Origin of the sequence: Paenibacillus hemerocallicola (assembly GCF_006265175.1) — a bacterium.
Taxonomy (GTDB): domain Bacteria; phylum Bacillota; class Bacilli; order Paenibacillales; family NBRC-103111; genus Paenibacillus_AB; species Paenibacillus_AB hemerocallicola.
This window is the reverse complement of record NZ_VDCQ01000005.1, coordinates 73,506-98,304: the sequence shown is the minus strand read 5'-3', so window position 1 is coordinate 98,304 and position 24,799 is coordinate 73,506. Positions and strand designations below refer to the sequence as shown.

Sequence of the window (24,799 nt, the reverse complement as noted above, 5' to 3'; positions counted from 1 at the left end):
ATTTTCTCTTATAGTTCGACAAAAAGGTAAAAAAATCTTAAGGCCCTTATCCGGCCTTAAGATTTTTTGCTCCATTCGGACTAATGACAACGCCGGCATCCTGCAGCATCCACTCGATAAAGCATCCGTAACCGGAGGTCGGGTCGTTGACGAACACGTGCGTAACGGCACCGATCATCTTTCCGTTCTGGATAATCGGACTTCCGCTCATGCCCTGAACGATGCCTCCCGTTTTATCCAGCAAGCGGGGATCGGTTATTTTAATGACCATCCCTTTCGTTGCCGGAAACTCCTGCTTGGACACATGCGTAACCTCGATATCGAATTTTTCGACCTTCTGCCCCGATACGACCGTATAAATTTGGGCCGGGCCTTCCTTGACTTCTTCGGCAAAAGCGACGGGAAGGGCCTCTTTCACCAAGCTGTGCTCCGGAGAAGCGAACATTTTGCCGAATATGCCGAACGCGGTATTTTTTTCGATATTGCCCAGCACTTTGCTTTCGTTGAAAAAGTTTGCGCGTTTTTCGCCCGGCTCGCCGTTTTGGCTTTTGGCGATCGAGGTGACGTTGGAGTGGACGATCTGACCTTCCCCGACGGAAATCGGCGTCTGCGTATCCATGTCCGTAATCACATGGCCTAACGCTCCGTATACGCCTTGATCGGGGGCATAGAAGGTTAACGTTCCGACGCCGGCGGCGGAATCGCGGATGTAGAGACCGAGACGGTACGCTTTATCCAACGTATCGTAGGCCGGTTTGATTTCCGCCCGAATATGAGTATCATTGCGGCGTATTTTCAGCGACAGCGATCTGGATTGCTCCCCTGCTTTCTTGACGATTTCGGCGACCTTCGAGACGTCGTTGATGTAGGTGCCGTCGATTTCCTGAATCAAGTCGCCGACTTGGATTTTCGCTTCTTCGCCGGGCGATGCTTTCTTGTTGTCCGCCACGTTCACCAGATGATGGCCTACGATCATAATCCCGTCCGATTTGATTTTGACGCCGATCGTTTGCCCGCCCGGAATGACCTTCAGATCGGGCACGACATTGACTTTAACCGTCTTGAGCGGGATTTTGCCGAACAACCGCAGCTGCAGCTCCGTCTCCCCGCTTTGGGCCGATTCCAGCGATATGGGCTCATTCAGATCGACTTGGAACGAATGCCGGGAATTGCCGTTTACTTTGACGACATTGGGATCGACCGTTACTTGCGCATGCACCGGCATCGATAAATGAAGCTCTTTGCCTTGACCCGTAAACAACCTCAATTCGTTGGGAAACGATGCGAAGCTTTGAAAAGGAGTGGAAATACAACCTAAACAAACGAAGAAGACGAGAATAAGACCCATCAATCTTTTCCTTTTGTCGGTGGTCAACTCTGGTCACGCTCCTTTACGCATAGCTGCCTGACTGGGCGTTTTCGCCGTTCGCGTACCTATAAGGTAACCGTGCCCCAACCGTTTTATAACTGAAAATGATGCCACTGCTAGGGGTATTTTTCACGCACTGGTGTTCATTTTCTTTTCATCGGCCAGCTCGATCATTTCGCGGGCGTGATTCATTGTCGTTTCTGTAACCTCTACGCCGCCCAGCATGCGGGCGAGCTCCCGTACCCGATCCGAATCGCGCACGTCTTCTACGGAAGTAAACGTACGGTCGCCTTGAACCGTTTTTTGGATTAAATAGTGCGAATCCGCCATGCATGCCACTTGGGGCAGATGGGTAATCGAGAATACTTGGCAAAACCGCGACAGCTCCGACATTTTCTCGGCGATCGCTTGAGCCGCACGTCCGCTCACCCCGGTATCCACCTCGTCAAAAACGAGCACGGGTATTCGATCCACCCGGGCAAAAATCGATTTCATCGCCAGCATTATGCGCGACATTTCTCCGCCTGATGCAATTTTCGCCAAAGGCCGAAGCGGTTCACCGGGATTGGGGGAAATAAGAAACTCGGCTTCGTCCAGCCCGTTTCGCGACAAATGAGCCGTACCCCCGGCATCCAGGTCATCGCTTCGACGAAAGCTGACGTCAAAGCGGGTCCGTTCCATATGGAGTGCCTTAAGCTCGGCTTCGATTCCTTTGGCCAACAGTTTGGCCGCGTCCTGGCGCAGCTTAGACAGCTTCGAGCCGACGCCAATAAGCGCTTCCTTCTCGCGTTCGAGATCCCGTTCGATCCGTTTGATCGTTTCGTCCTTGTTCTCGATCAGCAGCAGCTCCTGCTGAATCCGTTGCGCATAAGCGATCATTTCCCCGACATCGTCGCCGTATTTGCGTCTAAGCGATCCGATTAAACTAAGCCGGTCTTCGATTTGCTCCAGCCTCGCGGGGTTGAATTCGATTCCGTCCCGGTAATCGCGCAGTTGGAATGCGGCGTCTTCCAATTGGTAATAAGCCGACTGCATTTGCTCCAGCAGCGGATTCAGCTTGGCAGAATCGACGCCTGCGACGTCGCCGACCCGTTGTATCGCTTTCGCGATTGCCGATAACCCCTTCGATCCGTATAAAACGTCGTATGAGTCCGCTACGTTCTGAAAAAGCTTTTCCGCATTAGATAGTTTGCGCTTTTCTTCCGATAACGATTCATCTTCGCCGATTTTTAACGATGCGGCCCCAATTTCCTCGATTTGAAACCGGTACAGGTCGGCCATCTGCAGCGCTTGCTTGCTCGTTTCCTCCAAATGGCGAAGCTCCTTCCTCAGCTCGGTATACCGGTCGTACGACTGCTCATATTGCAGACGTACCGGAACGATCCGCTCCGAATCGAACAAATCGAGCCAATGAAGGTGGGCTTCCGTCTTCATCAGCGACTGATGCTCGTGCTGTCCGTGAATATTGACCAGCCATTCGCCTACTTCGCGGAGCATCGTCAAATTGACGAGCTGCCCGTTGATCCGGCTCGTGCTCTTGCCCTGGGATGATACTTCGCGGCGGATAATCAGATGCTCGTCGCCGACCGTTTCGATACCGATTTTCGCAAGCGCCTCGTATGCCGGGTGGCCTGGCGGGATATCGAACTGAGCCTCGATCTCCGCTTTCTCGCAGCCATAGCGGATCAGCTCCGCCGATCCGCGTCCGCCCGCAATCAGACTGAGCGCGTCAATGATAATCGATTTGCCCGCACCCGTTTCCCCCGTCAATACCGAAAAACCGTTTCGAAACGAAACGGTTACATGTTCGATGACGGCCAAGTTGCGAATCGTCAATTCCGTAATCATGATTTACCCTCCCCGGTTTCGCATGGGTTATCCGAGCATTTCCAAAAATTGTTTCAAGACGTCGGCGCTTTGCTTTTTCGTTCGGCAAATAATCAAAATCGTATCGTCGCCGCAAATCGTCCCCATTATTTCCGTCCATTCCAGGCTGTCGATCAGCGATCCGAGCGTGTTGGCCGTGCCGGGCATACATTTCATGACAACCAAATTTTCCGTAAAATCGATATGCACGAAATGATCGGCCAATGCCCGTTTCAGCCTTGGAAGCGGGTTCATCTTCTGCTCCGCCGGCATTGAATATTTGTAGCGGCCATCCTCGAGCGGAACTTTAATAAGGTGCATTTCCTTAATATCGCGGGAAATCGTCGCTTGGGTTACATGAAATCCGGAACCGCGCATCTCTTCCACCAGCACGTCCTGGGTTTCGATTTCTTTGCTCGTAATGATTTCCCTTATTTTGAAATGACGCTGGGCTTTCATGGACAACCTCCGTTAGTTCCGTTCGACGTCGAACGTAATTTTCCGTATGGAACGAATTTCCGGATCCACATACAACACTCCGGCCGCTTCCGGATATAACAAACTGAATACCAACAATCTTTCCCGGATGGCGCTCGCGCTCATCTCGAGCGGCTGCCGCTCTCTCGCCAGCTTGACTATGTACATCTCGTCATCCTTGAGCACGAAAGCGTCGACGAACAGCCGGCTCTCCATTTCCTGCTCATCCAGCGTAACCGTTATGGGCAGCTTCGTTTTGCCCGCCACGATTTCGTATCCTTGCGTATTCAACAGACGGACCGCCTCCTCGGACGGTACGAATATTTCATCCTGACGCGGAATCGCAAGCGATGGTCTCGGTTTATGGTACCATAGTCGTCCCCGAGCGTAAAACCATACGATTGCGACTACGATCAGCAGCAGTACGACAAACGTGTCGCCGGTTCGCATCGCCGATCCCTCCATGTTGAAACATTCTAGAGGCAGGCGGAAAATCCTTTCGGAACGAGTAAAAAACTCACCTGATTCGATGAGTTTCGGCCAGTCTGGGGATCGGCAAAAAGACCGTCGGTTTATACCGGCGGCCTATCGTTCAAAACGCCCCCGAAGCGGCGGCAACCGTTTCCTCGATAAGAAGATTCCGGTCCTGTACGGATAAAGAGGCGGGATCATTTCCGTTCTTGGCGAGCAAAACCAGAAATTCGATATTGCCTTCTCCCCCGGTGATCGGGGAATACGTCAGACCCATAATGCCGAAGCCGGTATCGGCCGCAAACTGCAATACCGTCCGGAGTACTTCGAGGTGGACGTCGGAATCGCGGACGACACCGGACTTGCCGACCTTCTCTCTCCCCGCCTCGAACTGGGGCTTGATCAACGCCACCGCTCGGCCTTCGTCGGCCAGCAGGGAATGGAGAGGCGGTAAAATGAGCTTCAACGAAATAAACGAAACGTCGATCGAAGCGAAAGTCGGCAGCGGTCCTGCAATATCGCCCGGCTGCGTATATCGGAAATTGGTGCGCTCCATCACGCACACCCGGGGATCGTTCCGCAAGCTCCAGTCGAGCTGATTGTAGCCAACGTCAATCGCGTACACGTAGGATGCGCCGTTTTGCAGCGCACAATCGGTAAATCCTCCTGTCGACGCCCCAATGTCGACCATGACGGCTCCGTGCAGATCGATGCCAAACGTACGGATCGCTTTCTCCAGCTTCAAGCCGCCGCGGCTGACATAAGGATGAACCGCGCCTTTGACGCTGATTCGCGAATCCCGCGAAATTTTCGTGCCGGCCTTGTCGATCCGCTCCTCGTCGACGAACACGAGCCCGGCCATGATGGCGGCTTTCGCCTTTTCCCTGCTGTCGTAATAAGCCTGCTCGACCAATATTATATCGAGCCTTTCTTTGTTGGAAGACATGAATGACGCTCCTACCTGGACTTTAAGCCGGCCGCCTGCCGCTTGCGGGGCAGCATCGCTTTCATTTCCGTTACGATCCGCTCCGGAGTCAATCCGACTTCCTGACGCTGCTCCTTCGGACTCCCGTGCTCTACGAAATAATCGGGAATGCCGATAGGCTTGACCTTGACTCCGTAAATACCGCGGCTGGCATAAAACTCCAATACCGCGCTGCCGAACCCGCCGAGAACGGCGCCCTCTTCAAGCGTCAATAAGTGATAACCGTCCTCGTACAGACCGATCAGCATATTTTCGTCCAGCGGCTTCAGAAACCGCGCATTGACGATTCGCGGATTAATCCCGTCGCTCTTGAGCAGCTCCGCCGCACTGGCGGCCAGCTCCAGCATCGGCGCTCCGGAAGCCAATATCGCAAACTTCTCGCCTTCGCGGACCGTTTCCCACGAACCGATCGGAATCGGCTTCAATTCCTCGTCCATTTTGACGCCTACGCCGTTCAGACGCGGATATCTGACTGCAATCGGACCTTCGTTGTAGTCGAACGCCGTTTTCATCATGTGACGCAATTCATTCTCGTCCTTCGGCATCATCAGCACCATGTTCGGAATGCTGCGCATAAAGGCGATGTCGTAGACGCCCTGATGGGTCTCCCCGTCGGCGCCGACGAACCCTGCGCGATCGATCGCAAAGACGACATTCGTATTTTGGCGGCATATATCGTGTACGATCTGGTCATAAGCGCGCTGCATGAACGTTGAATATACCGCGAAGACAGGCTTCATGCCTTCCAGAGACAACGCAGCGCATAAGGTAGCCGCATGCTGCTCGGCAATGCCTACGTCGAGCATCCGTCCAGGGAATGCATCGGCAAACTTCTCGAGCCCCGAGCCTTTGGGCATAGCGGGGGTAACCGCCACGATCCGTTCATCCTTCTCCGCCAGCTCGATCAAGGTGTTGCCGAACACGTCGGTATACACCGGAGGTCCGACAACCTTGACGAACTGCCCCGACTCGATCTTGTACGGACCGCCGCCGTGCCACGCATGGGAATCCGCTTCCGCCGGCAAATAGCCTTTTCCTTTAACCGTAATGACGTGAATGAGAACGGGACCGTTTACTTTCTCGGCCTGCTTGAACGTCTCAAACAGCTGGGTCAGGTTGTGACCGTCGACCGGTCCGAAATATTTGAAGCCGAGCTCCTCGAACCATACGCCCGTCACTACCAAATATTTCAGGCTGTCCTTTAACCGTTCGGCCGTTTTGGCGAGCGTTCCGCCTATGGCCGGTATTTTTTTGAGCAAATGCTCGAATTCTTCTTTTACTTTGTTGTAATGCTTGTCGGTGCGGATTTTATTCAAATAATTGTGCAGGGCGCCGACATTGGGAGCGATCGACATTTCGTTGTCGTTCAGAATCACGGTCATATTTTTACGCTCGTGTCCGATATGGTTCATCGCTTCAAGCGCCATGCCGCCCGTCAAAGCTCCGTCTCCGATGATGGCGACGATCTTGTTGTCCTCGCCCTTCAAATCCCGGGCGATTGCCATTCCCATGGCGGCGGACAGCGAAGTGCTGCTGTGGCCGGCTTCCCAAACGTCATGCTCGCTTTCGGACATTTTCACGAACCCGCACAAGCCTTTGTATTTGCGCAGCGTGTCGAAACGTCCTTTGCGCCCGGTCAATATTTTATGGACGTAAGATTGATGGCCTACGTCGAATATAAACTTATCCTTCGGGCTGTCGAACAAATAGTGGAGCGCCAGCGTCAACTCGACAACCCCGAGATTCGGGGCGAGATGACCGCCGGTTATCGATAATTTTTCAATGAGAAAGCCGCGTATTTCTTCAGCCAGCGTCTCCAACTGGGGAACGCTCAGCTTCTTGAGATCGGCCGGGCTATTGATTTGATTTAGAAGCACGTTTGTGCCCTCGCTTTCCGTTCGACTTAATGTTTACGCCCGTCAGGCTGTCGGGAAGGATGAACGTTCGACTACCGGCCGCGCAATGCCGCCTGCGATCGGGGTCGAAAGCGTTCTTCCCCTTGCCATACAGTCAACGGTCGCAGCCGACACAAGTCCGGTGAGCAGCATGCCTTAGCGGTGTTCCCTGCTAGTATTGCCCGCTTGCGTCGTATCCACCGAACTTCATATCCAACATTATACCATATCCGCGAATTAACGCTCAACGAAGTTGTCGAAACCCGGCGTTTCCTGATCGGACAAGCATCGCAAAACAGCGCAAAACGGCGGAAAACGCGAATGCGCCCCGCCAGCCTCTAATGGTCCCTCTGCATCAAATAATCGGCAAGCTGCAGCAGTCTTTCCGGATCGGGAATCTCCGCGCGAACGATCGCTTCCTTACCCTGCTCGGTCAGCTCCTTGACTTTTTGGCGCGAAGCGTCCAAGCCGATGAAATACGGGTACGTTACCTTTTGCATTTTCTCGTCGCTTCGAACGGCTTTACCCAGCTTGCTCGCGTCTCCGACGACATCCAGAATGTCGTCTTGGATTTGGAAAGCAAGCCCGATATTCGTTCCGAACGTTTCGAGCGCCTGCAATTGACGTTCCGTCGCTCCGCCGATGCGGCCTCCGGCCTTCAGCGAAAACACGATCAAATCGCTCGTTTTGTGCAAATGGATATACTCCAGCTCTTCCAGCTTCGTCAGCCCTTGTTCTCCCAGCATATCGGCTACTTGTCCGCCGACCATTCCCCGCGGACCGGCATACTCGGCCAAATCCTCGATTACGGCCAATACCCGGTCCGCGGAAATTCCGTGCTGACGGGCCGTTCTCGCCGCGGCGAAAAAAGCGTGAGTCAGCAGGGCGTCGCCTGCCAGTATGGCCGTCGCATCGCCGAACATCTTATGATTGGTCAGCCGGCCGCGTCGATAATCGTCGTTATCCAAGGCCGGCAGGTCGTCGTGGATGAGCGAATACGTATGTACCATCTCCACCGCGCAGGCGACGGGCAATGCCGCGTCCGCCGAGCCGTTGCATGCTTCCGCCGCGGCGATAACCATAATGGGTCTCATCCGCTTCCCGCCCGCCATAAGCGAATAGTCCATCGATTCGCGCAGCACGGCCGGAACCTGCCATTCCGCGGGCAAGCAGGCGGCGAGCTCCCGTTCGATCCGCTCCGCATGACCCTTGATATAGTCCTTAATGGACGGATAACACATGTATCCAATCTCCCTTTAGTCCGAAGCCGGTTGGAACGGCTTTTTTACGAAGTTTCCGTTTTCTTCCAGCAGCGTCTCGATTTTCTGTTCCACCTGCTCCAGCTTTTGGCCGCATAAATGCGACAGCGCCATACCCTCCTGAAACAATTCGATCGCCTTCTCGAGCGGTACATCGCCGCTCTCGAGCTTGGAGACGATCTGCTCCAGCTTGTCCATGGCTTGCTCGAAGCTTACTCCGTTTTCCGCCTCTGCGTTACTCATCCCCGTTCCTCCTCCATTCCCCACACGTGACAATCGAGCTTGCCGTCCGTCAGCCGGATCCGGATCATATCGCCGGGTTGAACCTGGCTGACCGATTTGATGATCCGCTGCTGCTTCTCATCATAAGCAAGACTGTATCCCCGCTGCATCACCTTGAGCGGACTAAGCGCATCCAGCTGGCGCAGCTGCACCGTATAACGGTGACGAGTCTCCTTGTATACCGCCTGCATCGACTGAAGCAGCTGATGACGGGCTACGTCGATCCGCTTCTTGGCGAAGCCGAGCTGCTGCTTCGGATTGTGGGCCGACAGCTTGCGCTCCAGCTTGATCGCCGACTCCCGTGACGCGGAAACCTTCTCCCGCAGCCGGAACGCCAGCTGCTCCCTCAGTCGGTCGAGCCGTTGGGCCGGCTCTTGCAGCTGCCTTCGCGGTTGCGTCAGCACGGGCGACCGGCGCAGCCGGTTCAATTGCTCCTTCTTGACGGTCACCTGCGCCGACAATCCTTTGAGCAGCCGCTGCGACAAATGGACAAAATGCTGCTTCAATTCCAGATGATGCGGCACGGCAAGCTCCGCTGCAGCCGTCGGCGTAGCCGCCCGCAAATCGGCGACGAAATCGGCGATCGTGAAGTCCGTTTCGTGACCGACCGCCGAGATGACCGGGATAGCCGAGCCGAATATGCTCCTTGCGACCATCTCTTCGTTAAACGCCCACAACTCCTCCAGCGAGCCTCCGCCGCGGCCGACGATCAGCACATCCGCTTCGCTATGCCTGTTCATCGCGTCAATAGCCCGCGCGATGCTTGGGGCGGCTTGCGAGCCCTGCACAAGCACGGGATACAGCAGAATGGACGCCGACGGATAACGTCTCTGCAATGTTGTAACGATATCCCGAACGGCCGCTCCCGTAGGCGAGGTGATTACGCCTACCGTTTGCGGAAATTTCGGAATCGCTCTTTTCCGTTCCGACGCGAACAGCCCTTCGTCCCCCAGCTTTTTTTTCAATTGCTCGAAGGCCAAATACAAGTTGCCGATCCCGTCCTGCTGCATGTGGGTCACATACATCTGGTACTGACCGTCCCGCTCGAAGACGGAAATGTTTCCCCTGGCTATTACTTTGGAGCCGTCGCGCGGAATGAAACCAAGCCGCTGGTTGTTGGAGGCGAACATGATGCATTTGACCCGGCTGGCCGCATCCTTGAGCGTAAAATACATATGTCCGCTCGAATGGTGCGTGAAATTGGACAGCTCGCCTCTTACCCACACATCCTGAAGCACCGAATCCCCTTCGAGCTTCATTTTGATATATCGCGTCAAATCTTTAACGGACAATACTTTATCCGGATTCTGCATCGCTTATCGTCGTCCTATCCCGCTTCGCTTATTTGCGCAGCGCTTTAGCGGCCTGCAGCGTATTTTGCAGCAGCATTGTGATGGTCATCGGACCTACGACTCCCGGTACCGGGGTAATAGGGCCGGCCGTGTCGACAACATCGTCGAAATCGACGTCGCCCGCAAGCTTGCCGTCCTCCAGCCGGTTAATGCCGACATCGATGACGACCGCTCCCGGCTTCACGAATTCTTTGGTGACGAATTTCGGCTTGCCGATCGCAACCACAAGAATATCCGCTTCGCGGCAAAGCTCCTTCATATTCTCCGTGCGCGAGTGGCAGATCGTGACCGTGGCGTTTTCGCGCAGAAGCAGCATCGATACCGGTTTGCCTACGATGTTGCTGCGCCCGATAACGACGGCTTTTTTGCCGGAAATCGTCGTTCCCGTCCGCTTGATGATTTCGATAACGCCTGCCGGCGTGCAAGGAAGCAGGCTCGGCTTGCCGATCGAAAGGTTGCCGACGTTGATCGGATGAAAACCGTCCACGTCCTTCTCTATCGCAATCGCATCGATTACCGCGTCCTCGGATATATGCTTCGGCAGCGGAAGCTGCACGAGTATACCGTGTATGTTCGCAGCGCGGTTCAGCTTGTCCACCAGCTCGAGCAGTTCGGCTTGCGTCGTTTCCGCCGGCAAACGATGCACTTCGGAGTATATGCCTACCTGGTCGCACGACTTGGCTTTATTGCGCACATAGACGGCCGATGCGGGATCTTCTCCCACCAACACGACGGCAAGGCCGGGGCGAAAGCCCTCTGCCGCCAGAGCGTCCACTTCTTCCTTGATTTTGCCGCGAATGTCGCCTACAAGCTGTTTCCCGTCAATAATATGCTGGGACATCCATGTTCCTCCCTCTGGTCCATCTTCGAAATAGCAACGTCATTGCGTCGTTTCATAATTGCTCTTGATCGTATCCAGTTCCTTGATCAGCTTGCCCAGCACGCCGTTAACGAATTTTCCGGACTCGTCGGAGCCGAACCGCTTCGCCAGCTCGATCGCTTCATTGACGACGACCTTTGGCGGAACTTCGGTGCCGAACAGCATTTCGTAGGCTGCGAGCCGCAAAATTTGCCTGTCTACCTTGGACAGCCTGTCCACTTTCCAGCCGGTCAAGTAGGCGCTAAGCGTCTCATCTATTCGTTCCTTATTGCCGGACGTCCCCTCGACCAAGCCGGTCAAATAAGGCGTACCCGCAACATCCCCGTCGCCGACGGCCAAATCGGCTTCATTGTCGCTCCGCGCTTCCTCCAGAACGGTCTCGATCGCCAACTCCGGCGATACGTCGTTCATCTCGATGTGGTACAAGCTTTGCAACGCGATTTCCCTGGCCAATCTACGCTTCATCGCGCGAATCATCCTCCTGCCTTCTATCCGAACGCCTCTGCGTTCAATATACCACAAAATCATGCGTACAAAACAGAAGAAGGCCGTTTCCTAGGTGGAACCGCCTTCCGCCGTTAACGAAACCATCTCCAACGATCCGCAAGTCTGCTCAGCTTGCTTAGCCACTCGTCCGCGTTAAACCGGAACCCGTTCGCGTCGTACTTGCCGCCCGCATAAGCGCAAACCGCAATAATAAATGCAACGATCAGCATGTCCCAAAATCCGAAGATCAAGTATATGATGCCCAAAAACAAGCCAGAAGCGACGCCGATCAGGCGGCCTTTGTGCCGTTCCCACAGCTCGTTCCACATCGCGCAAGCCACCTCTATTCGACTCTGCTTTTAAACGCCTGGGATTGCATGACGTTGGCCACGAATACGGAAACGCCCGCGACGGGGATGCCCGTTATTTCCTCGATATGGTTTTTGACCGACCGCTGCATGTCTTCCGACAGCTCGGGTATCGAGCTTTCTCCGTCTACCACGGCCCGTATCACGATATCGAGCCCCGCATCGCTTACCGATACTTTGGCCTTCATATCTTTCACGCCTCTAACGCGGCCGGCCGACTTCAACGCCAAATTCTCGACCGTCTCCAGCGAGATGCGGATATCTCCAAAATCGGTTCTTTGATCGATCGAAGGCACTTGACCGCGCCCCCGACGTACCGAAACATAGAAAAACCGGCACGTTACGAGCAGCACGAACAGGCCGATCGCGATCGCCGGATAGGCGGTGGAGCCTTCGTAATACAAGTTGCGAACAAAGTTCCCGGACGTCTCGATCGGTACCCATCCAAACGATGCGGTCAAAAAAAAGACTACGCTGATTCCGATAATCAGCGTATACAAAAAAAGCAGCAACCGGTCCAATACTTTGATCACGCTGGTCCGTCCCCTTCCGCGTAAGCGGGGCCGACGAGGCCGTCCCCACGGACAGCCTCCGTCCCCGTGACGAGAGCGAGCCCGTTACTTGACTCGCTGCACCGCCGTTTCTTCTTCTATTGGTATTTGCTTATCCGTCGTCTTGAACTGAACGTCATGAATATGTACGTTAACCTCTACGACTGCCAATCCGGTCATCGACTCGATGGTCTGCTTCACATTGCGCTGGATGGCGCTCGCCACCTCGGGAATCCGGTTGCCGAATTCCACGATAATCGATACGTCAACGGCGGCTTCGCGTTGCCCGACTTCCACCTTGACGCCTTTTGACAAATTTTTGCGGCCGAGCAATTCGGCGATGCCCCCGCCAAAACCTCCGCTCATCCCCGCTACGCCCTGCACTTCCACGGTCGCGAGTCCCGCGATCACCTCGATCACTTCCGGGGCGATTTGAATCGTTCCTATATCCGTCTTCTCGAATTCCGTAGCCAACGTGCTCATGATCTCAAACACCTCCCAGACGTCTTGTCTATACTATTACTATACCATTTTGCCATTTTTATGACAAACGATACGGAACGCCGGCAGTTGTCACGATTCGGGATCGTTCACGTCGTGCTCCTCGAGAAATTTGATATCGAACGTTCCCGCCTGGAACTTCTTGTGGTCCATCAGCTTCAGATGGAATCCGATCGTCGTATGGATGCCCTCGACGGCGAATTCGCCAAGCGCCCTGCGCATCCTGGCAATCGCCTCGTCTCGGGTTGGCGCCCACACGATCAGCTTCGCGATCATAGAGTCGTAGTGCGGGGAAATCGTATAGCCCTGATAAGCGCCGCTATCCACGCGGACGCCCGGACCGCCCGGCGGCAAATAAAATTGGATCTGCCCCGGAGACGGCATGAAATTGCGCTCCGGATCTTCCGCATTGATCCGGCACTCGATAGACCAGCCGTTGATGCGTACGTCCTCTTGTCTGAAGGAAAGCGGCTCTCCTTGCGCGACAAGGATCATTTCCTTGATGATATCGATGTTCGTAATCATCTCGGTCACCGGGTGCTCGACCTGAATGCGCGTATTCATCTCCATGAAATAAAAATTGCCGTCGGCACCGAGCAAAAATTCTAGCGTGCCCGCTCCGGAATATTCGACGGCTTGCGCCGCCCGGACGGCTGCCTGTCCCATGGCCGCGCGAATTTCGGGCGTGAGCACGGGGCAAGGCGCTTCTTCCACAAGCTTTTGTCTGCGCCGCTGCACCGAGCAGTCCCGCTCGCCCAAATGAACGACGTTGCCGTGCTTGTCGGCCAATATTTGAATTTCGACGTGCTTCATGCCCGTCAAATATTTTTCCAAGTAAACGCCCGCATTGCCGAACGCTTTCTGCGCTTCCTGCTGCGCGGTCGTAATTTGCTGGACGAGCGACTCCTCGTCGTCGGCGATCCGGATTCCTTTGCCTCCGCCGCCGGCCGTCGCCTTGATGATGACCGGGTAGCCGATATCCCGCGCGATCCTTACGGCTTCGTCCAAATCCTGGATCAGGCCGTCCGAGCCGGGAATAACCGGAACATTCGCTTCCTTCATCGTTTGCTTCGCTACCGCCTTGTCCCCCATCTTGCTGATCGCCTGCGGGGAAGGTCCGATAAACGTAATGTTGCATTGCTCGCATATTTCCGCAAAATCGGCATTCTCAGCCAAGAAGCCGTATCCCGGATGGACCGCGTCGGATTCGGTCAGCGTCGCCACGCTCATCAAATTCGTAAAGTTCAAATAGCTGTCCTTCGACAAGATCGGACCGATGCAGTACGCTTCGTCGGCCAATCGGACGTGAAGCGAATCCCGGTCGGCCTCCGAGTATACGGCAACCGTGTAGATGCCCAGCTCCCGGCAGGCGCGAATGATGCGGACCGCGATCTCGCCGCGGTTCGCCACCAAAATTTTATGAAACGTCATGTCCGCATTATCCTCCATTTATTCCGGTTTCACCAGGAACAAGGTTTGTCCGTATTCGACGAGCTGTCCGTTTTCCACGAGGACGTCGACGATTTCCCCTTTCACTTCCGCTTCGATCGGGTTCATCAGCTTCATCGCTTCGACGATGCATACGGTCGTTTTCTCGCTGACGCGGTCGCCGATTCCGACGAAAGGTGCCGCGCCCGGCGCCGATGCCGAGTAGAAGGTGCCTACCATGGGCGAAGTAATTTTGTGCAATCCCACGCTAGGATCGACGGCCTCCGGCACGCTCGCCTCCTGGGTCGGTACCGATTGTACTTGGGCCGGGGCCGCGATGGATGGTGCCGTTATGTAAGAGTTAGGATGAACCGCCGGAGCATGCGTCACGACGACGGATTCGGTTTTATTCGGTTTACGGATTAAAAGGCGCGAGCCTTCGTTTTCGATTTCCAGCTCTTGCACGGTCGTCGTATCGACCAGTTTGATCAATTCTTTGATTTCGCTTAATTTAAACATCGGTTTCACTCCTTCAACGATTGTGAAGCGCTTGCTCGGACGGGCAATGCTTGTATTATATCACAACCGTCAATCGCACATAAACAAGTTTATGACGAGCCGTTTCGGAGAACCGAAAGACCCCTGGCTGCCCAGAGGTCCTTCCGTCGGTCCGGCGGTATTCCGCCCTTTCGAGCGCGCAAGCCTTATTGCAAATATTGTACGGATACTTTGTCGGGCGTTACGCCAAGCTCCTGCATGACGAGATCGACGATGCTGACCCCTTGGCTTTTCTCCAGCTTGGCCGCTTGAACGACCACTTTCCATTTGCCGCTTTCCTGCAGGACGACGGCATTTTTGAACTGTTTGGCGAGCACGTCTTCCAGGTTCGTTACCTTCTCGTCCTGATCCTGCAGCTTTTGCAATTCGGCGAGCGCTTTTTCCACTTCTTCCGTCGACTTTTTCGAATCCAGGCTGACGGTCATCCATTTTTCCGTTTGCTTCGCCAGTTCTTCATTCCGCTTCATTTGGGTGGATGCAAAGTAGTCGCTGCCGGAAGTCGCCTTGGCCGTTACTTGCTTCAATACTTCTTCGTCTGTCTTGGGCTTGCTCGTCGTTGCAGCCGCGTCTCCTTGTGCAGCTTTGTCCGTTGTTGCAGCTTTGTCGGTTGTCGCCGCTTTATCCGTTGTTGCCGCTTTAGTATCCGTAGCCGCTTTGTCCGAGAGCGGGTTTGTTTTCGTCGTCGTTGCGGCGCCCGTCGCGATCGTGTCGACTTTGATTTCGTTGCCCGCTGCCGTCTGCTGCTTTGTCAGATCGAGATCGTTCACGTCTTCCGTGAACAAGTAATACGCGGAGAGCACCACCATCAAGCTAAGCATCGATACGAGCCAAACCGTTTGTCTTTTCGTATTCATCGATCGTTTCCTCCTCTAAACTTATCGTTATGGTAGTTCGCTGCCCGCTGCCGTCTATTGCTTCCGGGGCAGTACGGATATCCGGTGCGCGGGAACGTCCAGTCCCCGGCCGACCGCTTCCGCGATCATTTGCTTGACCGTCAAATTTTCGGCTCCTTTGGCGACGACGACAACCCCCCTTATGCGCGGTTTTATTTTTTTTAACACGATCGGAGTTTGACCGCCTGACGCTTCATAGAGGACTACCTCTCCGCTTCGTGATATTTCGGTGATGTGGCGGGTCGATCCGTTCTGGTCTTTCTCATTCGTAATTTGTTGGGTTTCCTTCGTATCGGAATGAACAATCGTTTCTTCGGTCGACTCGATCGTAACCAGCACTTCCACATCGCCGATCCCGACTACTTTTTGCAAAATATCTTTGATTGCTCCTCCGTACGCATCCTCGTAATCGCGAAATCCGGATCTTTCGTTGCCGGCTTTGCCCGCGAATGCTTGCTGGGTCTGCGGCTCGGGCGCTCCGCCCGGATCCTCCTGCGGCTGCTCGACCGTCTTGATGTTCAGGAACGAGTTGAGGATCATCAAGGCTACTCCCAGCAAGCCCAGCAGCATCAGCCAGCGGAACGTGCCGACCCTTTTGGGGCCGCCCGGCCCTCCTCCGACTTTCTGCTCCAGCCATTGCAGCCATTTTGCCAAATGAGCTCACCTCTCATTCCTAAAGCTCGGTCTCGTAGAGCAGCGTAACTTGGTCCCGATTCAACTTCCATTGCTTGTTCAACTGCTCGAATATGCGCTGCTTGGCGGTAATTTGTTCGGGCGTAAGCTTGCCCTCGTCCGGCTTGACCGTCGCCGCTCCTATCCGAATATCGATATGGACGGGCTCTACGGCACCGATCGGCTTGCGGCCGGCCGCCTCGCCCTGCGGCTTGGCAGCGGCCGGTGCTGCTTCTATATGATTAAGGACCACCTGCATATGGTTCATGCTGGGCGTTCCGTTATTGTCATAGCTCATTTGCAGCTTGACTTGTTTCACCCGTACTTGCTCCGAATCTCCGATGCTCTGCTGCAGCTCGGCTGCCAATTGAAGCTCCATCAGCCGCTGCGCTTCCGTCCGGTCGTTTTGCCGCCATCGCTCCGCATCCTGCATAATCGCTTGAAGCGGCCTCATCGACTCGAACGATGTTCCGTCGATCGAGCGGCTGCCGAGCTGTTCGACCGAGGCGAGCAATTTTTGCGAATCCCATTTTTGCTGAAACAACGTCAGGATCGGAGACAAAAGCGTGAGTAAAATGAACAGCCCGAGCACGGTCCTTACATAGCGCTGAAAAGCATTGTTGGGTAGAAGCAGATCGACGAAAGCCGCGAACAGGACGATCAAAACGATTTCTCTCAGCCAACCGCTCAGCCAATCGATCATGAGTGCGGCTCCTTTGCACGAATAAAGTCGAATCGGTGAAAACGTTCAGCGCATCATGACGGACACGTTTCCGACCGTAATCAGAATCGTTACGGCGAGAAAAAACATGAAGCCTACGGCAGCGAGCGCCGCGAATACATAAATGAGGCTTTTGCCGATCGTTTGCAGACAGCTGATGATCGGATTCGATCCGAGCGGCTGCATAACCGCTGCGGAAACGTTGTAGATTAGCGCCAGCGCCATAATCTTCATCGCCGGGAAGGTGCACAGGAAGACGATGATGGCGACTCCGGAAATGCCTACCGCATTTTTTACGAGAAGCGATGCTCCGATTACGGTCTCCGAGGCGTCCGAGAACAATCTCCCGACGACCGGCACGAAATTGCCGGTAATGTATTTGGCCGTCCGGATCGTTACGCCGTCCGTAACAGCCCCGGTTCCCCCCTGTACCGAGATGACTCCGAGAAATACCGTCACCATAATGCCGAGCGCCGCAACGCCGATCCTCCGAAGCAAGTTGGCCAGCTGCGTCACCTTGTACTTGTCGCTGATCGAGCTGACGATATGAAGCACGGCGGAGAAGAACAGCAGCGGGAATACGACCGTGTAGATCAAGGTGCCCACCGCATGGATCATGAACACGATAAGCGGATGCAGAACCGCTACCGTCGTCACGTTGCCCATCGCCCCGAGCATCGTCAGCATAAGCGGGATCATCGCGATCATGAACTGGATCATGTTCGTTATCGCCGTCTTGGCGTATCCGATCGCCACGCTGAAGCTGTTGATCGCGATCAGCAGCAGCACCATGTAGGAAATCGCATAGGCGACTTTGCTTACATTGTTTCGTTCGAATGCGCTCTGCAGTGATTCCAATATCATGCTGAAGACGGTCAGAATGACGATCGATGCGAGTAATTTCCCTCCGATAATGACTTCATGGAGGAAATATTTGCCGATCGCAATGCCGATCGACTTCAGGCCGAAGCCCTCGCCGCCCATGACCAGATCCATGAAGCTCGGCGTTTTGTTCTCGGGAAAGTACCCCCCGTACTCCTTCATCAGCTGCTTCCAGTACCCTTCCACCTTTTCCGTCGGCAGCCGCTCCGCCTGCTCCCGGACGATCGTCTCGGTCGGGGAATCCGCGTGGACGACCGTGCCGGCGAGCATGATCCACAGGAAGAGCATGACGGCTGCCGTTCTACGCGATCGTTGCTGGATCAAGCGATTCATCTCCCGTATTCGATTCGTCTCCTCAGGCGGGCAGCAGCTTCACCACGGTTTCGATAATGACCGAGATGATCGGAATGGCCATCACCATAATAAGCACTTTGCCGGCCAGCTCGATTTTGGAGGCGACCGATTCGAGCCCCGAATCGCGGACGATTTGCGCACCGAATTCGGCGATATAGGCGATTCCGATTATTTTCAACACCGTTTTCAGAAACATCACGTTGATGTTCGTCTGGGCCGACAGCTGTTCGAGCACATCGATCACCGCGGAAATTTTGCCGAGCAGAAACAGGAAAATGTAAATTCCGGTAATCGCGACCAGCAAAAAAGCGAACAGCGGCTTATGCTCCTTCAGGACGAGCGTCAAAATCGCTACAATAAATCCGAGGCCGACGATTTGGATCATTTCCACCCGGGAACACCTACCCTGCGGTACCTCTATACAGCATGAAGCTTCGGATGACCTCGCTTGCTACTGGAATAAGAAGATCGTTTTGATTTCCTTGAACAGATCGTCCAGCAGACTCACCACCATGAACAGGACGACGACGAAGCCGATAACCGTCACCCAGTGCGCCATATCCTCTTTCCCCATTTGCTTCAGGACGGTATGGATCATCGCGATGATGATGCCGATGCCGGCGATTTGAAAAATCGCGTTCACATCCACATTCATTACCCGCACCCCTTCTAGTACATCAGAATGACGACAAATGCTCCGGCCAGCACCCCGAGGCTTCTCCACATTTTCTCGTAGCGCCGCTGATCGTCCCAGGCGGCTTGTTCCTCGGCCTGCAGCAGACTGACGGCCAGCCGCAGATGCTTCGATTGATCGTCGCGGTCGCTGATGCCCAAGGTAAAGCTCAACTGGCTCAACACTTCCCGTTCATTCGATGATAGGGCGGTTTGTTTCCAACAGGCGCTGACGGCCTCCCTCCAGCTTTCGCCCGCCGTCTTGCCTGTAGCCGTAAGCAACGGCTCGGCGGCCATCCGGAACAGGGCGGCCAGCTGCGGCTCCAGTTGGGCGGCAATGCGCAGAAGCGCTTCCGGCAGCGGCGTATAGCCGTATGTCATTTCCGTCTCGAGCCGCTGCAGCGCATGGATCAGTTGGCGTATTTGCCTCGGCCGGCGGGCGTAGACGCTCGCTTTGGAGAAGCCGATCATCGTTCCCGCGGCCAGGATGAGAATGGCGCCGAACAGCTTGATCATGGGGACCTCCCGCCGTCGCCAAGCTCGGCGGCGGCCAGCTCGGCCACTTTTCGTCCGAAGGCGTCCCATACGATGTAACGCGAGCCTGAGCGACGGCTCCTCGAGAGCTCGACAAGTCTTGCAAATACCCGATCCTCCAGCATGCGCTTCATAACGGGTCTGTCACGGACGTCGCCGACGCTGCGACCGTGTGCCGTGGCGATGACGCGCACGCCCGCGTGCAGCGCTTCCTGTAGCGCCGAAGCATCCTCGGGGCGTCCGATCTCGTCTACGATGAGCACGTCGGGCGACATGGAGCGTATCATCATCATCATCCCTTCGGCTTTCGGACATCCGTCGAGCACATCGGTTCGCGGACCTACGTCGAATGCCGGAACGCCCTTCACGCAAGCGGCGATTTCCGACCGTTCGTCCACGATGCCTACCCGCAGCCCGGGTCGGGCGAGCTCGCCGCCATTCCTTTCTCCCGCACTGATCAGTCGGGCCAAATCCCGGATGAGCGTCGTTTTGCCTTGGCGCGGAGGCGAGATGACCAGCGTCTGATGGATCGTTCCGACCGACTCGTCCCATATTGCGGACAATAGCGGCTTCCCTAGGCCGGGGAGCGCCCGGGCGATGCGGATGTTGAAGCTGGCGACATCCCGGATATGCTTTACCTCGCCGCGCTCCAGAACCGTTTTCCCCGCCAGGCCGACCCGATGACCGCCCGCGATCGTAATGTAGCCGCGTCGCAGTTCCTCTTCGAACGTATACAACGAATGGTTGGTCAGCAGGTCGAGCAGCTTCAGCCCGTCCTCTTTTGAAGGTCGGTAGCCCGCATCGGCTATGTCGGTAAACGCCCCGTCCGGCGATACGAAGCGGGATTCCCCGTCGACGACGAGCTCCAGCGGCCTCGACTCCCGGATCCGGATTTCCTCGAGGCGATTGCTCGCCGTGCCCGGCAGCCTTTCTAGCATTCCGCGAATCCGCGCCGGCAGAAAAGGTAGAATCGCATGCATTGCGGCACCTCCCCGGTTTGTCCGGGTTTACTCTCATCTATATGCCCGGACAGGCGGTTTATTCCCTATTTTTTCAGAATGCCGATAAAGATGCAGGTTACGCCGAGCCCGACCCACAGCATCTTCGTAAACGACAGCTTCTCGGCCAATCCTACCAATCCGATCGTCGTCGTTAATAGAAGCGTCATCGGGCCGACGATAGCGAGACCCGAATTGACCAGCAGCGCTTTGTCCACCTGGTTGAGCCTCAGCATGAGCAGTGCGGCGATAATTTCCAGACTTCCGGACATGAGCCGCAGACTGGCCATGCCGAGCACGATTTTGTTGATCATCGGTTGTGCTCCCCTCCTCTTCGGGCGTTTCGGGCGAGCGGGACTCTTCCCCTCCTCGTCCGAAACGACCTTTTCCCCATGTTATGCGAGCAAGTCCCATTTTAGGCATGCCGGCACCACGCCCCGGGCGAGTGCATATATTGCTCCCATACATCATACAAATCCTTAAACAGTGAGGAGATTTGTTTTATGGACGTTACTTCACGGCTGGAGTGGCACCCGCTGCTGAAAGATCCGACCGCATGCCGGTCCGTCAAGCCGCGCACCTGCGGCCTAACGATGGTGATGGACAAAGGTCTGGGGCTCCACGCTTTCGAAGATTTGCTCCAAACATCCGCGCCATATATCGACCTTCTGAAGATCGGCTTCGGAACTACGCCGCTTTATCCGACCGACCTGCTGAAACGGAAACTGGAGCTGGCGCGTCAGCATCAAATCGCCATCATGCCGGGAGGCACCTTCTTGGAGGTTGCCGTCGCGCAGGACGCGGTCCCGGATTTTTTCGATACGATTCGACGGCTCGGGTTTACCGCAATCGAAGTTTCGGATGGAACGATCGAATTGGAACGGTCGGTACGCAACGATCTGATCCGGCGGGGACGTGAAGCAGGAATGACGGTGTTCACGGAGTACGGCAAAAAGCTGTGGGGGTCTACGATCAACACGGAACAGCTGCTGGAAACCGTCCTCATCGATGTTCAGCAAGGAGCATCGCTCGTAACGATCGAAGCCCGGGAATCCGGTGCGGGTGTCGGCATTTTCGACGCCAACGGACAATGCCGCGACGAGGAGCTTCATAATATAGTCGGCCAATTGCCCGACCCGAAGCGTATTTTGTGGGAAGCGCCGCAAAAGCAGCAACAAATTGATTTGTTGAAAGCGCTTGGGACATCCGTCAATTTGGGCAACATCGCGCCGCAAGACATTTATTCGTTGGAATCGCTGCGCAGGGGACTTCGCTCGGATACGTTTTGCTTCCCCCAAAAGTGAGGCGATGCTCAGAAGTCTCTCTCGGGAGGCCCTCCTAATCATCCAGACAAAATAGGGGCTAAGCATGGACACGGAAGTCGTATTGCTCCATCGCGCCAGTTGGCGAATAGTGAACCAATTTTACCAATTTTGCTTATTTGTGATTTTCTTGGCTCTCGCCGAAATTGCACATCCATCAAACGAATGGCGCAATGAGGCTCACTATTAGTGAATTTTGGTTCATTCATCCTTTTTATAAAGCGAGGGATCAGACATGCAAGTGGACGTCATCTCGAACGTAAACGAAGCAAGATCGGATGACTTCATTCAGAAGACGGTCATCGTGATCGATGTGCTGAGGGCCACGAGCACGATCGTCACGGCGCTCGCGCATGGCTGCTCCGCGATTGTACCCGCTGAAACGGTCAATCAGGCGATACAGCTTCAACAAGAAGGAGACTTGCTCGGGGGGGAACGGTTTTGCAAAAAGATCGCCGGCTTTCACTACGGCAATTCTCCCGCTGAATATTCGACTCCAGCGATTGCCGGCAAACGGATCATCCTCACTACAACGAACGGAACCAGAGCCATTCAGAAATCTCAGCGGGCGGGCCGGCTGCTGTCCGGCTCCTTGTTGAACGCCGAGGCGTGCGCCAAAGCGGCCTTCAGTCAGAAACGGGATGTCGTAATCGTCTGCGCGGGTACACAGGATGAATTTTGCTTGGAAGACGGCTTGTGCGCGGGACTATTGATCGTATACTTAATGGAATACGGAGGCGATAAAGTGGAAGCGAACGATCTCGGCATGGCGATGAGACATGCTTATGAAGCGGTTCGGGATCGGATCGAAGACACGCTGCTATCCTGCTCCAGCGGCAGAAGATTGAGCAAAATCGGCCATCGCGACGACATCCTGCATTGCTCCCAATTGAACCGTTACGACCTCGTCCCCGTTTGGAGAGACCAATCGATGATGCGGTTCTAAACCTCTTGTCCTTTCATACAATAAGTACGAATGAAAGGCTGTCTTGCTTTCGTTTCGTACTAGGCAAGCATAAGACGGGCAGTCTTGCGCGCTTTGCTTGCGTGCTTATGTATCGGCACACACTCCAGAAGGACAAGGGGTTATTCGTATGAACGGCGAACTTCTGCTATTGTTGTTGATCATTGTCGGCATGGTCGGGCGGTCTCCGATCATTACGACAGCGGCTTGCGTCCTGCTCGTAGTCAAGCTGATTCATCTGGAACGTTATTTGCCGTCCATCGAACGAAGAGGCCTCGAGCTGGGCCTCTTATTTTTAACGATGGGCGTATTGGTGCCTTTCGCCAGCGAGCGGATCTCGACCAAGGACATCATGGCCGTGTTTACGTCATGGCCGGGAATTATCGCCTTGATCGGCGGCGCCATCGCCACCTATATGAACGGAAAAGGGCTCGATTTATTGAAGGTGGATCCGCAGTTGATCGTAGGTCTGGTTATCGGCTCGATCTTCGGAATCATTTTCATGAGAGGGATCCCCGTCGGGCCGCTCATGGCGGCGGGCATAACGGCTCTGCTGCTGAAAATCGCCACCTTTCTGTTCGGAAAATTTCCTTAAGTCCGCGTGAATTCTCGTTGAATCCACAACACTCTTGTGGTAGTGTATCAGAAGAGTCAGTTTAGGAGGAGACGTCATGGCTTTAAAAGTGTGCAAGTTCGGCGGCACATCGCTAGCTTCCGCCGAGCAATTTCGCAAAGTGGCCACCATTGCGCTGGCCGACGATGACAGGAAAATCGTAGTTGTATCCGCTCCCGGAAAACGAAACAAACCGGACACGAAGGTGACCGATTTGCTGATTGCCTTCGCCGAAGCGAAGTTGGGCGGCTCCGGTGCGGAAGCGGTGCAGCAATCGATATTGGACCGTTTTGCAGGCATTATCGAAGGCTTGGAGCTGCCCCGAGAGGAATTCGAAACGATCGCGACGCTGCTCAAATCCCGTGGCGAAGGAAACCGCAATCACCGCGCCCGGTATATCGATTCTATCAAAGCTTTGGGTGAAGAATTCAGCGCCCGCCTGCTTGCCGCTTTTTTGCGCAAGGAAGGGCACGATTTCATATATGTAGATCCGAAGGAAGCCGGACTCGTTCTAAGCGACGAACCGGGCAACGCTCAAGTTCTGCCGGAGTCGTATGAGCTTTTGCGCCCTCTGCGGGACAGCGCTCACCGTATTATTTTCCCGGGCTTTTACGGATACGCGAAGAACGGCAATCTGGTTGCCTTCCCCCGCGGAGGCTCGGATATTACCGGAGCTATCTTGGCCGCAGCCGTGCATGCGGACGTATATGAGAACTTTACGGACGTGGACAACGTGTTCGCCGCCGATCCGCGAATTGTCGAGAAACCGGCCGCGATTCATGAAATGACTTACGCCGAGATGCGCGAGCTGTCATATGCGGGATTTTCCGTCCTGCACGACGAAGCGCTGCAACCGGCATTCAACGCCAAAATTCCGGTTCATATCCGGAATACGAACAATCCGGAGTCGCGGGGAACGTTAATCTCTCTCGAACGCAGCAACCACGAGCTGCCGGTAGTCGGCGTGGCGGGCTCTTCGGATTTTTGCGCCATTTTCTTAAGCAAATATTTAATGAACCGCGAAAAAGGATTCGGCCGCCGCCTTCTGCAAATTATCGAAGACGCCGATCTGTCCTATGAGCATACTCCGTCGGGAATCGACCATATTTCGGTCATCATCAAGGAGTCGACGTTTACTCCGGAGGTGGAGAAGCAGGTGCTCGAGCGGATCCGCACCGAGCTCCAGCCCGACAAGCTGATCGTACAGCGGGGAATCGCGCTGATCATGATCGTCGGCGACGGCATGAGCAAGCAAATCGGCGTCGCCAAACGCGCCACCGGCGCTCTGTCCGACCACGGCGTCAATCTCGAGATGATCAACCAAGGCGCCTCCGAGAGCAGCATCATGTTCGGGATCCAAAGCGGCGACATGAACAAGGCGATCGTCGCCCTGCACGACGCATTTTTCAATACGTGATCATAATGATCAGCTCTGTCGGGCCTCCG

General features: G+C 55.0%; 29 protein-coding genes. 4 read left to right on the top strand and 25 right to left on the bottom strand.

The window, feature by feature from the left end:
* Positions 1 to 46: 46 nt before the first annotated feature.
* From spoIVB to FE784_RS05030, 25 genes are all read right to left on the bottom strand, one after another.
* On the bottom strand, positions 47 to 1,348 hold the full coding sequence (gene spoIVB, locus FE784_RS05150; protein ID WP_139601197.1) for a SpoIVB peptidase: 1,302 nt from the start codon (positions 1,346 to 1,348) through the stop codon (positions 47 to 49).
* Positions 1,349 to 1,498: 150 nt separating this feature from the next.
* A complete protein-coding gene (gene recN, locus FE784_RS05145; protein WP_139601058.1) occupies positions 1,499 to 3,217 on the bottom strand; it encodes a DNA repair protein RecN in 1,719 nt (572 codons plus the stop codon).
* Between the two features lie 27 nt (positions 3,218 to 3,244).
* Positions 3,245 to 3,694, bottom strand: coding sequence for a transcriptional regulator AhrC/ArgR (ahrC, locus tag FE784_RS05140; protein WP_139601057.1), 450 nt, complete (start codon positions 3,692 to 3,694; stop codon positions 3,245 to 3,247).
* A 12-nt stretch (positions 3,695 to 3,706) separates the two neighbouring features.
* Positions 3,707 to 4,162: a hypothetical protein gene (locus tag FE784_RS05135; RefSeq protein ID WP_139601056.1), complete on the bottom strand. Its 456-nt coding sequence runs from the start codon at positions 4,160 to 4,162 to the stop codon at positions 3,707 to 3,709.
* 142 nt (positions 4,163 to 4,304) lie between these two features.
* On the bottom strand, positions 4,305 to 5,129 hold the full coding sequence (locus FE784_RS05130) for a TlyA family RNA methyltransferase (protein ID WP_139601055.1): 825 nt from the start codon (positions 5,127 to 5,129) through the stop codon (positions 4,305 to 4,307).
* Positions 5,130 to 5,140: 11 nt separating this feature from the next.
* On the bottom strand, positions 5,141 to 7,045 hold the full coding sequence (gene dxs, locus FE784_RS05125) for a 1-deoxy-D-xylulose-5-phosphate synthase (RefSeq protein WP_139601054.1): 1,905 nt from the start codon (positions 7,043 to 7,045) through the stop codon (positions 5,141 to 5,143).
* 356 nt (positions 7,046 to 7,401) lie between these two features.
* On the bottom strand, positions 7,402 to 8,304 hold the full coding sequence (locus tag FE784_RS05120) for a polyprenyl synthetase family protein (protein ID WP_139601053.1): 903 nt from the start codon (positions 8,302 to 8,304) through the stop codon (positions 7,402 to 7,404).
* Between the two features lie 15 nt (positions 8,305 to 8,319).
* Positions 8,320 to 8,565, bottom strand: coding sequence for an exodeoxyribonuclease VII small subunit (xseB, locus tag FE784_RS05115; RefSeq protein WP_139601052.1), 246 nt, complete (start codon positions 8,563 to 8,565; stop codon positions 8,320 to 8,322).
* Positions 8,562 to 9,917, bottom strand: a complete 1,356-nt coding sequence (xseA, locus tag FE784_RS05110) for an exodeoxyribonuclease VII large subunit (RefSeq protein ID WP_139601051.1) — start codon at positions 9,915 to 9,917, stop codon at positions 8,562 to 8,564. The genes xseB and xseA overlap by 4 nt, the downstream gene beginning before the upstream one ends.
* A 28-nt stretch (positions 9,918 to 9,945) precedes the next feature.
* On the bottom strand, positions 9,946 to 10,797 hold the full coding sequence (folD, locus tag FE784_RS05105; protein ID WP_139601050.1) for a bifunctional methylenetetrahydrofolate dehydrogenase/methenyltetrahydrofolate cyclohydrolase FolD: 852 nt from the start codon (positions 10,795 to 10,797) through the stop codon (positions 9,946 to 9,948).
* 39 nt (positions 10,798 to 10,836) lie between these two features.
* Complete coding sequence (nusB, locus tag FE784_RS05100; RefSeq protein ID WP_139601049.1) at positions 10,837 to 11,301, bottom strand: transcription antitermination factor NusB; 465 nt, start codon at positions 11,299 to 11,301, stop codon at positions 10,837 to 10,839.
* A 113-nt stretch (positions 11,302 to 11,414) separates the two neighbouring features.
* On the bottom strand, positions 11,415 to 11,651 hold the full coding sequence (locus FE784_RS05095) for a DUF2273 domain-containing protein (RefSeq protein WP_139601048.1): 237 nt from the start codon (positions 11,649 to 11,651) through the stop codon (positions 11,415 to 11,417).
* Between the two features lie 14 nt (positions 11,652 to 11,665).
* The gene (gene amaP / locus FE784_RS05090) at positions 11,666 to 12,223 is read right to left on the bottom strand and encodes an alkaline shock response membrane anchor protein AmaP (RefSeq protein WP_139601047.1); all 558 of its coding nucleotides are present in this window, start codon (positions 12,221 to 12,223) and stop codon (positions 11,666 to 11,668) included.
* 84 nt (positions 12,224 to 12,307) lie between these two features.
* The gene (locus FE784_RS05085; protein ID WP_139601046.1) at positions 12,308 to 12,724 is read right to left on the bottom strand and encodes an Asp23/Gls24 family envelope stress response protein; all 417 of its coding nucleotides are present in this window, start codon (positions 12,722 to 12,724) and stop codon (positions 12,308 to 12,310) included.
* Positions 12,725 to 12,814: 90 nt separating this feature from the next.
* Positions 12,815 to 14,173 carry an acetyl-CoA carboxylase biotin carboxylase subunit gene (gene accC / locus FE784_RS05080; protein WP_139601045.1) on the bottom strand — a complete coding sequence of 453 codons (1,359 nt, stop codon included), beginning with the start codon at positions 14,171 to 14,173 and terminating at the stop codon, positions 12,815 to 12,817.
* Between the two features lie 18 nt (positions 14,174 to 14,191).
* The gene (gene accB / locus FE784_RS05075; protein WP_139601044.1) at positions 14,192 to 14,689 is read right to left on the bottom strand and encodes an acetyl-CoA carboxylase biotin carboxyl carrier protein; all 498 of its coding nucleotides are present in this window, start codon (positions 14,687 to 14,689) and stop codon (positions 14,192 to 14,194) included.
* A 185-nt stretch (positions 14,690 to 14,874) separates the two neighbouring features.
* Positions 14,875 to 15,582, bottom strand: a complete 708-nt coding sequence (locus FE784_RS05070) for a SpoIIIAH-like family protein (protein ID WP_139601043.1) — start codon at positions 15,580 to 15,582, stop codon at positions 14,875 to 14,877.
* A gap of 54 nt (positions 15,583 to 15,636) precedes the next feature.
* Positions 15,637 to 16,275 (bottom strand): stage III sporulation protein AG, encoded by a 639-nt coding sequence (gene spoIIIAG, locus FE784_RS05065; RefSeq protein WP_246131910.1) that lies wholly within the window; start codon positions 16,273 to 16,275, stop codon positions 15,637 to 15,639.
* A 19-nt stretch (positions 16,276 to 16,294) separates the two neighbouring features.
* Complete coding sequence (gene spoIIIAF / locus FE784_RS05060; protein ID WP_139601042.1) at positions 16,295 to 16,996, bottom strand: stage III sporulation protein AF; 702 nt, start codon at positions 16,994 to 16,996, stop codon at positions 16,295 to 16,297.
* A gap of 45 nt (positions 16,997 to 17,041) precedes the next feature.
* A complete protein-coding gene (spoIIIAE, locus tag FE784_RS05055) occupies positions 17,042 to 18,229 on the bottom strand; it encodes a stage III sporulation protein AE (RefSeq protein ID WP_139601041.1) in 1,188 nt (395 codons plus the stop codon).
* 22 nt (positions 18,230 to 18,251) lie between these two features.
* The gene (gene spoIIIAD / locus FE784_RS05050) at positions 18,252 to 18,641 is read right to left on the bottom strand and encodes a stage III sporulation protein AD (protein ID WP_139601040.1); all 390 of its coding nucleotides are present in this window, start codon (positions 18,639 to 18,641) and stop codon (positions 18,252 to 18,254) included.
* Positions 18,642 to 18,701: 60 nt separating this feature from the next.
* Positions 18,702 to 18,905 carry a stage III sporulation protein AC gene (gene spoIIIAC / locus FE784_RS05045; RefSeq protein WP_110840056.1) on the bottom strand — a complete coding sequence of 68 codons (204 nt, stop codon included), beginning with the start codon at positions 18,903 to 18,905 and terminating at the stop codon, positions 18,702 to 18,704.
* A 14-nt stretch (positions 18,906 to 18,919) separates the two neighbouring features.
* A complete protein-coding gene (gene spoIIIAB, locus FE784_RS05040) occupies positions 18,920 to 19,438 on the bottom strand; it encodes a stage III sporulation protein SpoIIIAB (protein WP_139601039.1) in 519 nt (172 codons plus the stop codon).
* Entirely contained in the window at positions 19,435 to 20,436 is a 1,002-nt protein-coding gene (gene spoIIIAA / locus FE784_RS05035; RefSeq protein WP_139601038.1) for a stage III sporulation protein AA, read from the bottom strand. The genes spoIIIAB and spoIIIAA overlap by 4 nt, the downstream gene beginning before the upstream one ends.
* 65 nt (positions 20,437 to 20,501) lie before the next feature.
* On the bottom strand, positions 20,502 to 20,768 hold the full coding sequence (locus FE784_RS05030; RefSeq protein WP_139601037.1) for a YqhV family protein: 267 nt from the start codon (positions 20,766 to 20,768) through the stop codon (positions 20,502 to 20,504).
* A gap of 189 nt (positions 20,769 to 20,957) precedes the next feature.
* Here FE784_RS05030 and comA point away from each other — a divergent pair, with 189 nt between their 5' ends.
* From comA to FE784_RS05010, 4 genes are all read left to right on the top strand, one after another.
* On the top strand, positions 20,958 to 21,758 hold the full coding sequence (gene comA / locus FE784_RS05025; protein ID WP_139601036.1) for a phosphosulfolactate synthase: 801 nt from the start codon (positions 20,958 to 20,960) through the stop codon (positions 21,756 to 21,758).
* A gap of 253 nt (positions 21,759 to 22,011) precedes the next feature.
* On the top strand, positions 22,012 to 22,722 hold the full coding sequence (locus tag FE784_RS05020; protein WP_139601035.1) for a 2-phosphosulfolactate phosphatase: 711 nt from the start codon (positions 22,012 to 22,014) through the stop codon (positions 22,720 to 22,722).
* Between the two features lie 148 nt (positions 22,723 to 22,870).
* Positions 22,871 to 23,335, top strand: coding sequence for a DUF441 domain-containing protein (locus FE784_RS05015; RefSeq protein ID WP_139601034.1), 465 nt, complete (start codon positions 22,871 to 22,873; stop codon positions 23,333 to 23,335).
* 76 nt (positions 23,336 to 23,411) lie between these two features.
* Complete coding sequence (locus tag FE784_RS05010) at positions 23,412 to 24,770, top strand: aspartate kinase (protein ID WP_139601033.1); 1,359 nt, start codon at positions 23,412 to 23,414, stop codon at positions 24,768 to 24,770.
* The last annotated feature ends 29 nt before the right edge of the window (positions 24,771 to 24,799 follow it).

Bases quoted from the DNA above. Each gene is read 5' to 3' on its own strand.
- spoIVB (WP_139601197.1), bottom strand. From the start codon at position 1,348: ATGGGTCTTATTCTCGTCTTCTTCGTTTGTTTAGGTTGTATTTCCACT.
- recN (WP_139601058.1), bottom strand. From the start codon at position 3,217: ATGATTACGGAATTGACGATTCGCAACTTGGCCGTCATCGAACATGTA.
- ahrC (WP_139601057.1), bottom strand. From the start codon at position 3,694: ATGAAAGCCCAGCGTCATTTCAAAATAAGGGAAATCATTACGAGCAAA.
- FE784_RS05135 (WP_139601056.1), bottom strand. From the start codon at position 4,162: ATGCGAACCGGCGACACGTTTGTCGTACTGCTGCTGATCGTAGTCGCA.
- FE784_RS05130 (WP_139601055.1), bottom strand. From the start codon at position 5,129: ATGTCTTCCAACAAAGAAAGGCTCGATATAATATTGGTCGAGCAGGCT.
- FE784_RS05120 (WP_139601053.1), bottom strand. From the start codon at position 8,304: ATGTGTTATCCGTCCATTAAGGACTATATCAAGGGTCATGCGGAGCGG.
- xseB (WP_139601052.1), bottom strand. From the start codon at position 8,565: ATGAGTAACGCAGAGGCGGAAAACGGAGTAAGCTTCGAGCAAGCCATG.
- xseA (WP_139601051.1), bottom strand. From the start codon at position 9,917: ATGCAGAATCCGGATAAAGTATTGTCCGTTAAAGATTTGACGCGATAT.
- folD (WP_139601050.1), bottom strand. From the start codon at position 10,797: ATGTCCCAGCATATTATTGACGGGAAACAGCTTGTAGGCGACATTCGC.
- nusB (WP_139601049.1), bottom strand. From the start codon at position 11,301: ATGAAGCGTAGATTGGCCAGGGAAATCGCGTTGCAAAGCTTGTACCAC.
- FE784_RS05095 (WP_139601048.1), bottom strand. From the start codon at position 11,651: ATGTGGAACGAGCTGTGGGAACGGCACAAAGGCCGCCTGATCGGCGTC.
- FE784_RS05085 (WP_139601046.1), bottom strand. From the start codon at position 12,724: ATGAGCACGTTGGCTACGGAATTCGAGAAGACGGATATAGGAACGATT.
- accC (WP_139601045.1), bottom strand. From the start codon at position 14,173: ATGACGTTTCATAAAATTTTGGTGGCGAACCGCGGCGAGATCGCGGTC.
- accB (WP_139601044.1), bottom strand. From the start codon at position 14,689: ATGTTTAAATTAAGCGAAATCAAAGAATTGATCAAACTGGTCGATACG.
- FE784_RS05070 (WP_139601043.1), bottom strand. From the start codon at position 15,582: ATGAATACGAAAAGACAAACGGTTTGGCTCGTATCGATGCTTAGCTTG.
- spoIIIAF (WP_139601042.1), bottom strand. From the start codon at position 16,996: ATGATCGATTGGCTGAGCGGTTGGCTGAGAGAAATCGTTTTGATCGTC.
- spoIIIAE (WP_139601041.1), bottom strand. From the start codon at position 18,229: ATGAATCGCTTGATCCAGCAACGATCGCGTAGAACGGCAGCCGTCATG.
- spoIIIAC (WP_110840056.1), bottom strand. From the start codon at position 18,905: ATGAATGTGGATGTGAACGCGATTTTTCAAATCGCCGGCATCGGCATC.
- spoIIIAB (WP_139601039.1), bottom strand. From the start codon at position 19,438: ATGATCAAGCTGTTCGGCGCCATTCTCATCCTGGCCGCGGGAACGATG.
- spoIIIAA (WP_139601038.1), bottom strand. From the start codon at position 20,436: ATGCATGCGATTCTACCTTTTCTGCCGGCGCGGATTCGCGGAATGCTA.
- FE784_RS05030 (WP_139601037.1), bottom strand. From the start codon at position 20,768: ATGATCAACAAAATCGTGCTCGGCATGGCCAGTCTGCGGCTCATGTCC.
- comA (WP_139601036.1), top strand. From the start codon at position 20,958: ATGGACGTTACTTCACGGCTGGAGTGGCACCCGCTGCTGAAAGATCCG.
- FE784_RS05020 (WP_139601035.1), top strand. From the start codon at position 22,012: ATGCAAGTGGACGTCATCTCGAACGTAAACGAAGCAAGATCGGATGAC.
- FE784_RS05015 (WP_139601034.1), top strand. From the start codon at position 22,871: ATGAACGGCGAACTTCTGCTATTGTTGTTGATCATTGTCGGCATGGTC.
- FE784_RS05010 (WP_139601033.1), top strand. From the start codon at position 23,412: ATGGCTTTAAAAGTGTGCAAGTTCGGCGGCACATCGCTAGCTTCCGCC.